The 13662-nt window shown below is 51.9% G+C and carries 11 protein-coding genes and 4 tRNA genes; 1 reads left to right on the top strand and 14 read right to left on the bottom strand.

The genetic code is table 11. The annotated features are described in order from the left end of the window. A complete protein-coding gene (hemY, locus tag OGX98_RS21025) occupies positions 1–1197 on the top strand; it encodes a protoheme IX biogenesis protein HemY (protein WP_048223280.1) in 1197 nt (398 codons plus the stop codon). 541 nt (positions 1198–1738) lie between these two features. Here the strand turns inward: hemY and OGX98_RS21030 are convergent. The 14 genes from OGX98_RS21030 to wzzE all read right to left on the bottom strand — a co-directional run bounded on the left by OGX98_RS21030 (position 1739) and on the right by wzzE (position 13659). Then, positions 1739–1815 (bottom strand) — tRNA-Pro (locus tag OGX98_RS21030). Between the two features lie 41 nt (positions 1816–1856). Next, positions 1857–1943, bottom strand: a tRNA-Leu gene (locus tag OGX98_RS21035). Positions 1944–1963: 20 nt separating this feature from the next. Continuing rightward, positions 1964–2039: transfer RNA gene (locus OGX98_RS21040), tRNA-His, on the bottom strand. 56 nt (positions 2040–2095) lie between these two features. Continuing rightward, a tRNA-Arg gene (locus OGX98_RS21045) sits at positions 2096–2172 on the bottom strand. Positions 2173–2274: 102 nt separating this feature from the next. Continuing rightward, positions 2275–3660, bottom strand: coding sequence for a bifunctional threonine/serine APC transporter ThrP (gene thrP / locus OGX98_RS21050; RefSeq protein WP_045449093.1), 1386 nt, complete (start codon positions 3658–3660; stop codon positions 2275–2277). A 278-nt stretch (positions 3661–3938) separates the two neighbouring features. Continuing rightward, entirely contained in the window at positions 3939–4679 is a 741-nt protein-coding gene (gene wecG, locus OGX98_RS21055; RefSeq protein ID WP_284097288.1) for a lipopolysaccharide N-acetylmannosaminouronosyltransferase, read from the bottom strand. After that, positions 4679–6034 carry an ECA oligosaccharide polymerase gene (wzyE, locus tag OGX98_RS21060; protein WP_284097289.1) on the bottom strand — a complete coding sequence of 452 codons (1356 nt, stop codon included), beginning with the start codon at positions 6032–6034 and terminating at the stop codon, positions 4679–4681. The genes wecG and wzyE overlap by 1 nt, the downstream gene beginning before the upstream one ends. After that, positions 6031–7110 carry a TDP-N-acetylfucosamine:lipid II N-acetylfucosaminyltransferase gene (locus OGX98_RS21065; protein ID WP_045449088.1) on the bottom strand — a complete coding sequence of 360 codons (1080 nt, stop codon included), beginning with the start codon at positions 7108–7110 and terminating at the stop codon, positions 6031–6033. Before OGX98_RS21065 ends, wzyE begins: the two co-directional genes overlap by 4 nt. After that, positions 7107–8357 carry a lipid III flippase WzxE gene (wzxE, locus tag OGX98_RS21070; protein WP_200013140.1) on the bottom strand — a complete coding sequence of 417 codons (1251 nt, stop codon included), beginning with the start codon at positions 8355–8357 and terminating at the stop codon, positions 7107–7109. Before wzxE ends, OGX98_RS21065 begins: the two co-directional genes overlap by 4 nt. A gap of 1 nt (position 8358) precedes the next feature. Next, on the bottom strand, positions 8359–9489 hold the full coding sequence (rffA, locus tag OGX98_RS21075) for a dTDP-4-amino-4,6-dideoxygalactose transaminase (RefSeq protein WP_200013136.1): 1131 nt from the start codon (positions 9487–9489) through the stop codon (positions 8359–8361). 4 nt (positions 9490–9493) lie between these two features. Further along, complete coding sequence (gene rffC / locus OGX98_RS21080) at positions 9494–10171, bottom strand: dTDP-4-amino-4,6-dideoxy-D-galactose acyltransferase (protein ID WP_045449082.1); 678 nt, start codon at positions 10169–10171, stop codon at positions 9494–9496. Next, complete coding sequence (wecC, locus tag OGX98_RS21085) at positions 10168–11430, bottom strand: UDP-N-acetyl-D-mannosamine dehydrogenase (RefSeq protein WP_286595901.1); 1263 nt, start codon at positions 11428–11430, stop codon at positions 10168–10170. Before wecC ends, rffC begins: the two co-directional genes overlap by 4 nt. Beyond that, entirely contained in the window at positions 11427–12557 is a 1131-nt protein-coding gene (wecB, locus tag OGX98_RS21090; protein ID WP_045449070.1) for a non-hydrolyzing UDP-N-acetylglucosamine 2-epimerase, read from the bottom strand. The genes wecC and wecB overlap by 4 nt, the downstream gene beginning before the upstream one ends. 55 nt (positions 12558–12612) lie before the next feature. Continuing rightward, on the bottom strand, positions 12613–13659 hold the full coding sequence (gene wzzE, locus OGX98_RS21095) for an ECA polysaccharide chain length modulation protein (RefSeq protein ID WP_045449067.1): 1047 nt from the start codon (positions 13657–13659) through the stop codon (positions 12613–12615). Positions 13660–13662: the final 3 nt, after the last annotated feature.

Here is a 13662-nt window from a genome sequence, read left to right on the forward strand (position 1 = left end):
ATGCTAAAAGTATTATTGCTCTTTGTGCTGTTGATCGCCGGGATCGTCATCGGTCCGATGATTGCCGGTCATCAAGGCTACGTACTGATCCAGACGGATAACTACAACATCGAGACCAGCGTAACTGGCCTGGTGATCATTCTGATCGTCACCATGGTGGTCCTGTTTGCGATTGAGTGGTTGCTGCGTCGTATTTTCCGTACCGGCGCACACACGCGTGGCTGGTTCGTCGGTCGCAAGCGCCGCCGCGCCCGCAAACAGACCGAACAGGCGCTGCTCAAGCTGGCAGAAGGCGATTATCAGCAAGTCGAAAAACTGATGTCGAAAAATGCCGATCACGCAGAACAGCCGGTGGTGAATTACCTTCTGGCGGCAGAAGCGGCTCAACAACGTGGTGACGAGGCTCGGGCCAATCAACACCTTGAGCGCGCAGCCGAGCTCGCCGGAAATGACACGATTCCGGTAGAGATCGCTCGCGTTCGCCTGCAACTGGCCCGGAATGAAAATCACGCCGCGCGCCATAGTGTAGATAAACTGCTGGAGGTGACTCCACGTCACCCGGAAGTATTGCGTCTGGCTGAGCAGGCTTACATTCGCACTGGCGCATGGAGTTCCCTGCTGGATATCATTCCATCCATGGCAAAAGCGCACGTTGGTGATGAAGAGCACCGCGCCATGCTGGAACAGCAGGCATGGGTTGGCCTGATGGATCAGGTTCGTGCCGATCAGGGCAGTGAGGGGCTACGTGCATGGTGGAAAAATCAAAACCGTAAGACCCGTCATCAGATCGCTCTGCAGGTAGCAATGGCGGAACATCTGATTGAGTGCGACGATCACGATACAGCACAACAGATCATCATCGACGGCCTGAAACGTCAGTATGATGACCGCCTGGTGCTGCCAATCCCGCGTCTGAAAACAAACAACCCAGAGCAGATTGAAAAAGTTCTGCGCCAGCAGATTAAAGCCGTGGGCGATCGTCCGCTGTTGTGGAGTACGCTTGGTCAGTCGTTGATGAAGCACGGCGAATGGCAGGAAGCCACTCTCGCCTTCCGTGCGGCGCTCAAACAACGCCCGGATGCATACGACTACGCGTGGCTTGCTGATGCGCTGGACAGACTGCATCAGCCGGAAGAGGCCGCTACCATGCGCCGTGATGGCTTAATGCTGACACTGCAGAACAATCCCCCGCAGTAATCCTTTAAGCCCGGTAGCGAAATGCTTACCGGGCTTACACCAATACACAGAATCATTCGAAACACATTGAGACAAACTCAGAGCACTTACATAAGTAAGTAGCAGGGTGAGAGGACGCCGCCAATAAAGAGGCGTCTGAAGAGTGAAGTGTATGCATAAAAAAACGCCCGCTCGGTTAAGAGCAGGCGTTAAACAGGTCTGTATGACAACATAAATGGGTGCTTCACTCAACGTTATGTCCATGGTGTTCGATGAGGCTAAGCGACATCTGTCAGTGGACGATAAGCACCGTAAACGGCTCTGCGTCATTCCTGAGTTTATGAGGCCTGATGGCGAACATAAGAGATGGAATGAGCATCTACCCAAATATTATCGCACAACACATGGCATGATTGCACTGCAAAAACCAGGTCTTCGGGATTTTTAGGACATCAGGTAATTCAGGTCAGATTGGTGGCGTAACGCCGGTATTGACTGGCACAAGAGCAGAGAGAAAGGGAAATCAGAAAACAAAAAACCCCGCCGAAGCGGGGTTCAAAATTGGTCGGCGAGAGAGGATTCGAACCTCCGACCCACTGGTCCCAAACCAGTTGCGCTACCAAGCTGCGCTACTCGCCGTTTTACTGCTTTTTGAATTTTTAGTTCAATTCTTTAAGTCGTGGTGCGAGGGGGGGGACTTGAACCCCCACGTCCGTAAGAACACTAACACCTGAAGCTAGCGCGTCTACCAATTCCGCCACCTTCGCATTTCACAACTTTAAATTAATGGGGTGGCTAATGGGATTCGAACCCACGACAACTGGAATCACAATCCAGGGCTCTACCAACTGAGCTATAGCCACCACTGCAAATCTTTTACGCGGTATTAAAACCACCGCAGCTCCGGCACCTTACTAAATGGTGCGCCCGACAGGATTCGAACCTGAGACCTCTGCCTCCGGAGGGCAGCGCTCTATCCAGCTGAGCTACGGGCGCTTAGCGCCGTTGCGGGGCTGGATATTACGGAGGTCTCGGTCTGCTGTCTAGTGCTTTTTTAAAATAAATTATCGTTTGGTCATGCTTTGTGCGTTTTGTCGCTTATTCCTCCAGTTTTTGGGCCACACCATGACGATTCAGGCCAAAAACCTTATAAATGAGCGTCACACCCAGCAGGAAGGCGATACCGACAAAAAGCGACATACGGGTATCTTCATTAAAGTACATACCGATTAATACGCAAACCAGGAACGCCATCGTCAAATAATTCGCCCACGGGAACAAAATGGAACGGAAGGGATGGCTGGCAATCGCGTCTTTGTGCGCTTTGCGAAAACGCAGCTGGCTTATCAGGATCACAAACCACGGCACCATGCCCGGCAACACGCTGGCGCTATAGACATAGACAAATACGCGCTGCGGATTCGGAATGATGTAGTTCAGGCATGAGCCAATCAGCAAGATGGCGATAGAAATCGCAACGCCGGCAACTGGCACGCCATGACGAGAGACTTTTCCGACAACCGCAGGCAACTGACGATTCTTCGCCAGGGCGTAGAGCATGCGGCCGCAGCTATACATCCCACTGTTGCAACCAGAAAGCGCTGCCGTCAGGACCACAAAGTTGATAATCCCGGCCGCAGCGGTAATACCAATTTTGGCAAACGTGAGAACAAACGGGCTACCGTTGCTACCGATCTCATTCCACGGGAAGATGGTGACGATAACGAAGATCGCGCCTACATAGAAAATCAGGATACGCCACAGCACCTTACCTACCGCGCTACGCAACGTGACCTGTGGGTTTTTGGCTTCGCCCGCCGTGATACCGATTAGCTCCACGCCCTGGTAGGAGGCTACCACAATACACAATGCAGTCAGAAAGCCTTTCCAGCCGCCGGCAAAGAAGCCGCCGTGTTCAGTCAGGTTGCTGAAGCCAATCGCCTGACCACCATTACCAAAGCCGAAGAAAATGACACCCACTCCTATAACAATCATCACAATGATGGTTGTCACTTTGATCATGGCAAACCAGAATTCAATTTCACCATACAGGCGAACCGCAGCCAGATTTGCCAGCGCCACCAGGCCTACGGCAATCAACGCGGGTATCCACTGCGCCATTTCCGGGAACCAGAACTGCACGTAGACCCCAATGGCGGTAATCTCCGAGATCCCCACAGCCATCCACATAAACCAGTATGACCAGGCGGTGAGATAACCAAAGAAAGGGCTCATATAGCGGTGAGCGTAAACGGCGAACGAACCGGCAACCGGCTCCAGGAACAACATCTCGCCCATGGAACGCATGATAAAGAAGACAAATAGTCCGGCAACGATATACGCCAACAGGACCGATGGCCCCGCCCATTTCAGGGTACTGGCGGCGCCCATAAACAATCCGACGCCAATGGTGCCCCCAAGGGCAATCAATTCGATATGACGAGCCTCCAGCCCACGCTGTAGCTCTGGTTTGTTCTCTGCCATAAATCCTCTTGTTGTGTTTGTATTGTTTCCGGTATTACCGGTTATCGTTATGGGTACATCTTCTTATGCCATAACAGGCCATCCAGCGCCGACCGCTTTACGGTTGGCGCCAAAAACACCACGACACTGAAATGATTGTTGCGAATGGTTTCTTAAAATCGTCTAAATGGCAATTAAAGCATTCAAAAAATAAATAGATTGTGCGAGAAAGCAGCGATTATGTTGTGAATAAGTAGCGCATTTAGCAGAACACACTACTTATCAGAGGAGAGAAAATGTTAGAGATTGCCGGTATAGTGCCAGCGGAGATAGCGCAATAAACGAAGTTGACGGGTAATACGGCTCGGCTGTGACAGTAAGCGGTACAGCCACTCCAGCCCCAAATTCTGCCAGAATTTAGGCGCTCGCTTTACGTGTCCGGTAAACACATCATAGGTGCCACCCACCCCCATATACAGCGCATTCGGATGTACCTGGCGGCAATCGCGCATAAAAATCTCTTGTTTAGGCGAACCCATTGCCACCGTAACAATCTGCGCACCGCTGGCATGAATACGTTCAAACAATGCCTGCCGCTGCTCTGGCGTGAAATATCCGTCCTGGCTACCAACAATATTGACGCGCCACTGTGCTCGCAGTTTTGCTTCTGTTTGCGCCAGTACCTCTGGCTTACCACCAACCAGGAATACGGGTGTGCTCTCCCGCCCAGCGCGCGCCATCAAGGCTTCCCAGAGATCGGCTCCGGCCACGCGTGAAACCTGTGCTTGTGGGTATTTTTTACGCACGGAGCGCACCACGCTAATTCCATCCGCATACTTGAACTCCGCGGCATCAATCAAAGCCCGAACCTCGGGGTTATCTTCCGCCGTTAGCATTTTCTCGGCGTTAATAGCCACCAGCGTCCCCTGTCTGAGATGCCCCTCAGCAAACAGGTAATTCAGCGCATGCTGCATATCACGCCAGCCAATAAGTTTTAATCCGCGCAGCGAATATAGCGGCGCAGTTGTATTATCTGTCATTACGATCCTTCAACCTGTGTCCGGGGCAGCGTCTTTATTCGTCTATGGACAAGTCCTGCACTATCAAACAGCCAGAACAATAATTTTGCTACCAGCAAACAGACACCAAAAATCACGAGGAAAAAGACCACTCGCGAGACAAACGAATCCAACCCTTCTCGTGCCAAAACGATCATATTGAAAATGGCACCAAAACAGAAGCTGTGCAAAATCGCCGCCTTATAACGGTTTTTTTCCTGATTGCCTAACTCATACAGCCAGTCGAACCATTTGATTATCAACCCGACCACGATCGCGCCTAACGGGATAAACAACGCTCCCCCCATAACCACCAGCGAACCAATCAACGTTGGAGAGATAGCCAGGCCCGAGTGGTTGTTCAGCACTTCCCAGGTAAAATAGTTCGCAGAGTTGAGTACGATACTCGGCCGTCCAGGCCACAGCCAGGAGGGAATAAAAACGTAGAAATCACGGACAATCGGTGCCAGTCCCTGGAACTCAATATTGTGGTAATTCTGCAGTAACAGCGCCAGATTCTCCCACGGTGAGAAGGTATCCCTCGTGAGATACAGGAAAGTATAGAATGCCTCATCGCCGCTCACGTTCATCCCGTAGCGCTTCAATGCCAGCCAGAACATGCCGACAATTCCCAGCACACCGGCCGCAGCCATCATCCACAGTGAAATCCAGCCGCGAATAATGCCGATAAACAAGAAGATGGCAAACGCGATAATGATATTGGCGCGCGTGCCGCCAACAATCATATAAGTCAGAAGACCAAACGCGACGGTGCTCACCAGGAAGAACAGCCACGCTTTACTATCCTGGCGCAGGAAATACACCACCAGCATTGCCGGAATGAAGAAGTAGAAGAAGCGTTTCAGGGCCACACCAGAAACTTCACTGGAGAAGATCTGGCTATAGGACTGCAATCTGAATAACAGGAAACCGTTGTGCATAAAGAAAATGCCTACACTCACCAGCGCAATCGCCATCAGGATAATCCATGTCAGATGGGCCTCAACGCGGTTGATGGTAAACAACGGTTTGCGTGACTTTTCTGGTATTCGCTTACGTAAACGCGTTTTATAGGTCACGTAGTAGACGGCATAGAAACAGGCGGCGGAAAGCAGTGCCTGTAACAGAATTTCCGGTGGGGCGACCGCGACGTCGAAACGGAACACCAGTACGCTGGTCAGGGGAAATCCGAAGAAAAACGTCAGCAAAAACAGCAATGAGAAGAACACATTGAAGTTAAAGCGCACACGCCGAAACTCAAACCAGGTCAGCGTAGCGATAAATAAGGTAGAGAGTAGCCATACTACCAGCAGACCGCTGAATTGCATCAGACTCATAGGGTTTCTCCGGAGGCAATGCTCAGCGCGTTATGCCACGGTTGCAGGTAATTCGGGCTAAAAAAGGTAATCGTGCTTTTATCAACCGAGGCCAACTGACGCTGCGCTTCACGCACAACATCGGCATTGAGTTCATCGGTGGTAAACAGTACCGGGAGGTGCTGCTCTGCCATATCCTGCCAGAAAGGGTTTTCGCGGTTTAGCACGCACGGAATACCGGCCTGGATCAGCAAACACAATGTACCAATCCCTTGCTGGCGTGCAAAAATAAAGTAACCGAGATCGCACTGACGCAGTAATGCCAGATAGGCATCAAATTCCAGTTTTTCACTTAGAATTTGCAGATTTCCTGCACTAAATAATTCCTGGCCAGCCTGGCGTACTTCATCAATATACGCCCCGTTATTAGCCGGATAGCCCATTGGCACAATAACGTTCACCGTATCACCGAACTGCTGATGTACGGCGCGTAACGCTGCGATATGTTCATTGCTGCGATCGCCAGAATTACCTACAAGAATCGTCATTTTCCCGCTGCGTTCGCACTCGCTGCCCATATTATTCAGCGACGGATCCATACGCGTAGGGAAATAGAGCAGTTCACCGCGCACACGGGGATGCTGCTGTGCGAAATAGCTCAAATCACCTCGAGTGGCAAACACGCAGCCCACACGGTTTTGCGCCATGCGGCGAATCGGATAAAACAGGCGGAATTTCAGCCCACTGGAGACTTCATACAAATCTGCGCCCCAGATATGCCAGTAAAACTGCTCTGGTTTAATTCCTCCGCTCAACAGCGCCAGCCACAGGCTGGTGTTGAACTGACCATGGAAGAAGAAACGCTGCTGGCGATCTGCTTTCGCTTTCGCGATTACCGCTTCCGCCAGTGCCTTTTTTCCGCCATAGAAGCTCAGCGATAACGCCGGGCAGCTTGCACTGAATCCCGCATCCTGACCTGCAACCATAAATACGCGCGCGTGCTCGCTCGTCGCGGCCAGCGAATCATTAAAAAACCGCAGTACGGTTTGATTATGGTGAGGGATATCCGATCCCAGAACGTGAACCAGTACTGTCATGCCCGCCTACACCAGAGTAAAAATACGCCACAGCAAAGAGAAAAATAGACCACATAGGTTGCCATATAAGCCTGCGCTGCCCCCAGAGCGCCATGCGCGGGAATCAGCCAGTGGGCAAATGCCGTCAACAAAATGAACTGGCTAATTTCAGCCAAAATATAAAACCGCAGCGACGCCTTCGCGATCACCAGATACCCGAAAACGTAAGCACCGACCTTCAGTACATCGCCCACCAGTTGCCAGGCAAACAGGTCTCGCATGGCAGTAAATTTAGCGGAAAAGAGCAGCCAGATAGCAAAATCACGCAGTAACCAAACGGTAAAACTCGCGGCGGCAACCGCCGGTAACACAAACTTCAGCGACTTCACCACTTCACGCGTAATGTCACGCTTTTCGCTCAGGCGCGACAACGTCGGCAGCAAATAAACGCTGAATGAGGCGGTGATAAATTGCAGATAGGCATCGGAGATACTGCTTACCCCTTGCCAGATCCCAACATCATCCCAGCTGTAATGCGCAGCCAGAAGGTTTCGCATCATTACATATGCCACTGGCAGCGTCACAGAGGTGATCAGCGCCATCAGCGTAAACTTGCTTAACTGCCCTGCCAGACTGTTATCCCATGAGGGTTTCAGGTAGTGCAGTGGAATGGTTCCACGCTTGATCAGCATAAAACTGGCTGGCACAACCACCAGCGCAGGCACCAGCGCCAGGCCCAGCAAAGCACCTTCATAGCCCCCCAGTCGATAGCAGCCATAATAAGCCACAACACCGACCAGACTGCCAACAATCAGCGACAGTGCATTGCCTGCGGCATCACGGAAGCCTTTCATTAACGCCAGTAAGAGATTCGCCCAGGCAATACCCATCTGTACCAGCGCAACCAGACGCACCAGCCCCTGGTAATGCGTATGACCAAACAAACCCTGGCTTATGGGCGCAGCCGCCAACAAAAAGATCACGGCCATCAGTGTGGAGAATCCCAACACCATGGCGGAAGATGTGCCAACCACGTTGCGTAGCCGCGCCGGATCATCATGATGCTGTGCCACATACTTTGTGACACCGTTGAAAATTCCGGCACCTGCCAGCACGCCCAGCACAGTGACCATCTGACGAAAGTTACCCGCCTGCCCGACTCCCGCAGGGCCAAACGACACCGCCAGCAGTTTTACCACCAACAAGCCTGCACCGATTTTTACCAGCGTACTGGCTGCCGTCCAAAGGGACGCTTTAGCAAGCGACATCTCAGGCGAAGTAGTTCAACAGGGTCGTAATTACTGTGCGCTGGTTCACCGGCGACAGATTGTAAAACAGCGGCAGGCGTAGCAGACGCTCGCTTTCTTTGGTGGTGTAACGATCGACACCCGCGAACTCACCAAATTTATCGCCAGCCGGGCAATCATGCAGCGGGATATAATGGAATACCGCCATAATTTCGGCTTCTTTGAGGAAGTTAATCAACGCCGTGCGATCATCAATATCACGCAGCTTGATGTAAAACATATGGGCGTTTTGCACGCAACCATCCGGTATGGAAGGCAGGTCAATCCGCCCGGCTTTCGCCAGCGGCTCAAGTGCATCGTAGTAGTTTTGCCACAATGCCAGACGCTGCTGATTGATACGATCGGCCACTTCCAGTTGCGCCCACAGATAGGCAGCCTGCAGATCGGACATCAGATAGCTGGAGCCGATATCACGCCAGGTATATTTATCCACCTGGCCGCGGAAAAACTGACTGCGGTTGGTGCCTTTTTCACGGATGATCTCTGCACGTTCGATTAATTTACGGTCGTTAATCAGCGTTGCGCCACCTTCACCACCCGCGGTGTAGTTCTTGGTTTCGTGGAAGCTGAAACACCCAATGTGACCAATCGTTCCCAGCGCACGTCCCTTGTAGGTAGACATTACGCCCTGTGCAGCATCCTCCACTACAAACAGATTGTACCGTGTCGCCAGCGCCATAATGGTATCCATTTCGCAGGCGACGCCCGCGTAATGCACCGGTACGATAGCGCGGGTTTTGTCGGTGATCGCCGCTTCAATCAGCGTTTCGTCAATGTTCATGGTATCTGGTCGGACATCAACAAAGACGATTTTTGCCCCGCGCAACACGAAGGCATTAGCGGTGGAGACGAAGGTGTAGCTTGGCATGATAACTTCATCATCAGGCTGGATATCCAGCAACAATGCTGCCATCTCAAGTGATGCAGTACAGGACGGCGTCAGCAGCACTTTCTCACTGCCAAAATGCTGTTCCAGCCACTGCTGGCAACGACGGGTAAAACCGCCATCGCCACACAGTTTGCCGCTGCTCATCGCAGACTGCATATACTCAAGCTCGGTTCCCACCACCGGCGGTGCGTTAAATGGAATCATTTTGTCACCTGTATAACCAGTACGCGGTGCTTTCCACATTCGCACCACTCTGTATATAACGTTTAAGCGCGGCGGTGTTGCCCATCTGGGTCGCCACCCGCAATGTTGTTTTACCGCGAGCCTGCGCCCAGAAAAGCGCCGCCTGCATTAATTCTGCACCCACACCGCGACCTGCCAACAGGCCAATTCGCACGTCAGTGTTATTCAGCTCACGCAGCGAGACATACCCGCGGATCTCGTCTGTCGCTGTGCGAAAAACGAGGCATTGATGATCGAATGTGCCCAACACCGCATTTTCAATCCACTGCGCGTAGAAACGGGCGCTGGCATCCGGCGCATACCATGGAGCACGAAAGCGGCTTTGTGCGAACGCCTGGCTCGCGAGCTGGCGTAGTGCCGGGATATCTGCGGGTTGCGCCACCTGCACGCCGGAATTATCGCAGACGCGCGTTACCGGCAACACAAAATCCACTTCGCCTTCTACCAGCGAGAAACCCAGTTGCTGCAAAACGTCTAATTCGTGAGTATTCGCGGCGGGAATTTTTGCCTGTACCCGTCCCCAGGACTGCAATGCTTCCGCAGTCAGGACCGCCCCGTGCGGGTCAAAACGTACGATGGCGCTATTAACGCCAAAGAACGTATTTTCCCAGATAAGGGGCTCAATACTGGCACGGATTGTCACCGCCAGACTCCCTTGGTATCAACCACATACTGCTGTTGAACCGCATCGCCCTTAATGGCTTTAAATGCATTATGGTCAACCAGCATTACCAGCACATCTGCGCTTGCCAGCGCATCATCCAGTTTCGCCAGCGTGCAAAGACCATCCAGTTTTTTCGGCAATTGATGAATGTTCGGTTCCACCACCAACGTTTCACCGCTATGCCAATGCGCAATACTTTGCGCAATTCCCATCGCCGGGCTTTCACGTAAATCGTCGATATTCGGTTTAAATGCCAGACCAAAACAGGCAATTTTCACTTCGCTGGCAAGTTTGTTACTCTCCATGAGGAAGTCCGCCACGGCGGCTTTTACCCGATCAACGACCCAGTGAGGTTTGCCATCATTCACTTCACGCGCGATGCGGATTAATTTCGCCTGCTCTGGGTTCTGTGCCACGATAAACCACGGATCGACCGCAATACAGTGCCCACCAACCCCCGGTCCAGGCTGCAGAATATTCACGCGCGGATGGCGGTTCGCCAGACGGATCAGTTCCCAGACGTTAATCCCCTGATCGGCACAAATCAGTGACAGTTCATTGGCAAAAGCAATATTGACATCGCGGAAGCTATTCTCAGTCAGCTTGCACATTTCCGCCGTACGGGAATTGGTCACCACACACTCACCTTCAAGGAAGATGTTGTACAGCTCGCTGGCACGCGCGGAACAGACGGGGGTCATCCCGCCAATCACGCGATCGTTTTTAATTAGCTCAACCATCACCTGGCCTGGCAGAACACGTTCTGGACAGTACGCAATATTTACGTCTGCCTGTTCCCCTACCTGCTGTGGAAAAGTCAGGTCGGGCCGCATTTCTGCAAGCCACGCAGCCATCTGTTCCGTTGATCCTACAGGTGAAGTCGATTCGAGGATCACCAATGCCCCTTTTTTTAGCACTGGTGCAAGAGACTTCGCGGCAGCCTCGACGTACACCATATCGGGTTCATGTTCCCCTTTAAACGGTGTTGGTACGGCAATTAAATACGCATCAGCTTCTACGGGTGTTGTGGTAGCGCGAAGATATCCATCTTCGACTGCTGTTTTCACCGCGATACCCAGATCCGGTTCAACAATATGGATTTCACCACGGTTAATGGTATCTACCGCATGTTGATTTACATCTACGCCAATGACATGTTTTTGACGGGAAGCAAAGGCGGCTGCCGTTGGCAGCCCGATATAACCCAGCCCGATGACAGAAATGGTCGTAAAACTCATAGCGATATCCGATTATTTTTTAACGCGTGTAAAATGCGGCCACACGCCTGCCCGTCACCATACGGATTATGGGCGCGGCTCATGGTCTGATATTCATTTTCGTCATGCAGCAAACGGGTGACTTCTTCCACAATTCGCTGCGAGTCTGTTCCCACCAGACGAACAGTACCTGCAGTGATGGCCTCCGGGCGTTCAGTCGTTTCACGCATCACCAACACAGGTTTGCCCAGAGAGGGGGCTTCTTCCTGAATCCCGCCGGAATCGGTAAGGATCAGCCAGGCATGGTTCATCAACCAGACGAACGGCAAGTAGTCCTGAGGTTCAATCAGAATCACGTTTTCAACGTGGCCCAGGATGCGATTAACCGGCTCGCTGACATTAGGGTTCAGGTGTACCGGATAGACAATTTGCACATTCTGATTTGCTGCAGCAATTTCCGCCAGCGCATGGCAAATTTGCTCAAAACCGCGACCGAAGCTTTCCCGACGATGACCGGTCACCAGGATCATCTTTTTATCAGAACGAAGGAAAGGATAGTGTTCAGCCAGTTCAGCGCGCAGCGTTTCATTCTCGAGTACGCGATCCCGAACCCAGATCAATGCATCAATAACCGTATTGCCCGTGACAAAAATACGGTCATCGGGAATTGTTTCGCGTAATAGATTTTGGCGTGAATTTTCGGTTGGAGCAAAATGATACATTGCCAGACGCCCTGTCAGCGTGCGGTTTGCCTCTTCCGGCCAGGGTGAGTAGAGATCGCCAGTTCGCAATCCAGCCTCAACATGCCCCACCGGAATACGCTGGTAAAAGGCGGCCAGACTGGTGGCTATTGTCGTTGTGGTATCACCGTGCACCAATACGACATCGGGTTTAAACTCAGCCAGAATGGGTTTTAATCCTTCCAGGATTCGGCAGGTAATTTCTGTGAGTCCCTGGCCTGGCTGCATAATATTGAGATCGTAGTCAGGTACAATAGAAAAGAGGTTTAACACCTGATCGAGCATCTCCCGATGCTGCGCAGTGACGCAAACTTTCGCTTCAAAATCAGGATCTTTTGCCAGCGCATGAACCAGAGGTGCCATTTTAATAGCCTCTGGTCGCGTGCCAAATACAGTCAGTACTTTCACATCGATTCTCTTAGGATTGGCAGTGAGGGCCCAGCCCCTCACTGCAACGGAGTTGCTAAATCGAGCGACGACGGGTTAACGCGACACCGGCACCGATCAGAGCCCCAACGATGCCCCACATAATCATCAGGAAGGCACGACGTGGGCTATCACGTTTTACCGGTTCTTCCGGCGTTCGCAAATAACGATAGGTCTGAAAACGCGAATCCAGAGTTGGCCCCACGTTCAGCGTGTTCAGCATGGCCCGATTTTGAAAATAGTCCAGATCGAAGTCCGGGCCAACAGCCTGCAGGTTTTCGAGTCGCGCCTGCAGCATCGGGCGTCCGAGTAAAAACAGTTCAGAATCAGGTAATTCATCAGCAGGGACATCGGTTGATGTGCGAGAAATGTTATTTTGTTCTGCAATTTTAAGCGCCTGCTCAATATTATGAACACCGCGAGAGAAAATAGCTTTTGCCACTTCTTCCTGACGTTTAACCTGCGCCTTCATTTGCACAGTGCGCGCAGCCCACGCCCCTTTTAACTCATCGTTCAGATGACCCGCCGCACGCTGGCTGGCAAACGCCACATACTGGCGTAGCAGGTTATTGGCGTCAGGAGCCGTTTCCGCAATCAGCTTCACGCTGTCATTGGTATTGCGCGCTGCATCGCCAGCCATAAACTGAATGTTATTAATCAGTTCATCCAGCATTGCCGCGTCGGCTTTACTGTTACCAACCATACGTTGCTTGTAATAATCGGTCTGCAGCCAGAAATCGCGGCGCGTATCCCAGGAAGCAAGTTGCATGACAAATTCTTTATAGGCCTCATCCATTACCGACGGTTGATCCGTTGACGCGAGGCTGGCCTTAATATCCAGATTACGCAAAAACTGTTGTTGGGAATAATATCCGCCCAACATATTAACCGTAGGCTTATCCGAAATGGCCGTTGCACTCCACTCCTGGCGGGCAAAAAAAGTATAGGCGAGCGCAATGAGCGCAAAGGCGAGAGCTATACCGACAATCCACACCTTTCCTGCCCACAAGGTACGAAACAAGCCACGAATATCCAGTTCATTTTCAGCGCTCACGGCGTCTTCCCCCGGTAATGGTTGTGTCATCGC

The organism is Citrobacter sp. Cm046, assembly GCF_030333065.1.
GTDB classification, from domain to species: domain Bacteria; phylum Pseudomonadota; class Gammaproteobacteria; order Enterobacterales; family Enterobacteriaceae; genus Citrobacter; species Citrobacter murliniae.

Coding starts and splice junctions, on each gene's coding strand:
- rffA (WP_200013136.1), bottom strand. CDS start 9,489: ATGATTCCATTTAACGCACCGCCGGTGGTGGGAACCGAGCTTGAGTAT.
- wzzE (WP_045449067.1), bottom strand. CDS start 13,659: ATGACACAACCATTACCGGGGGAAGACGCCGTGAGCGCTGAAAATGAA.
- hemY (WP_048223280.1), top strand. CDS start 1: ATGCTAAAAGTATTATTGCTCTTTGTGCTGTTGATCGCCGGGATCGTC.
- wecG (WP_284097288.1), bottom strand. CDS start 4,679: ATGACAGATAATACAACTGCGCCGCTATATTCGCTGCGCGGATTAAAA.
- wzyE (WP_284097289.1), bottom strand. CDS start 6,034: ATGAGTCTGATGCAATTCAGCGGTCTGCTGGTAGTATGGCTACTCTCT.
- wzxE (WP_200013140.1), bottom strand. CDS start 8,357: ATGTCGCTTGCTAAAGCGTCCCTTTGGACGGCAGCCAGTACGCTGGTA.
- thrP (WP_045449093.1), bottom strand. CDS start 3,660: ATGGCAGAGAACAAACCAGAGCTACAGCGTGGGCTGGAGGCTCGTCAT.
- OGX98_RS21065 (WP_045449088.1), bottom strand. CDS start 7,110: ATGACAGTACTGGTTCACGTTCTGGGATCGGATATCCCTCACCATAAT.
- wecC (WP_286595901.1), bottom strand. CDS start 11,430: ATGAGTTTTACGACCATTTCTGTCATCGGGCTGGGTTATATCGGGCTG.